The sequence below is a fragment of the Psychrobacter sp. 1Y4 genome, assembly GCF_051847555.1.
The window spans coordinates 1-538 of sequence record NZ_JBPYDE010001056.1 but is presented as its reverse complement, the minus strand read 5'-3'; the positions used below and the strand labels follow the sequence as shown (position 1 = coordinate 538).

The window sequence follows — 538 nt, the reverse complement described above, 5'->3', positions numbered from 1 at the left end:
ATATTGAGCGCATCGTTATACCAATGATACAGACGCTCTTGCGCCGTGCCCTGTACGTAAGGGACATGCAGCATGATTTGTTGCGTCTGACCGATACGATCTAGGCGACCGATACGCTGCTCCAAGGTATCTGGATTGGCCGGTAAATCCCATAGAATCAGCTGGCTTGCAAACTGGAAGTTACGACCTTCCGATCCAATCTCTGAGCACAGTAATATCTGTGCGCCTTCGCTATCCGCGAAAAACGCTGCTGCTTGGTCACGCTCAAGCAGGGTCATCTGCTCAGTAAAGATGGCGGTTTTGATGCCTGCATGCAGACGCAATACAGCCTCTAAACTCTCTACCGTCGCACCACTACGAGCGATTAATAGCACTTTTTGTTGCTTAAGCTCACCGCGTAAGATATCAACCAACCAAGAAACTCGTGGATCATCTTCTAGCCAGCCACCATCAGGTTGGTTTTCTTCACCCCATAGCTGCTCACGCAATTTGCCATTGGTTTGATAGCTGTCTTTCCATGCGTCAGGGAGTGGCAGTG

Annotated in this window: 1 protein-coding gene; it reads right to left on the bottom strand. The window is 49.8% G+C overall.

Annotated elements, in window-relative coordinates; translation table 11 throughout:
- On the bottom strand, positions 1 to 538 hold a 538-nt coding region (locus ACS8FC_RS20385; protein ID WP_439298123.1), incomplete at both ends, for a helicase-related protein.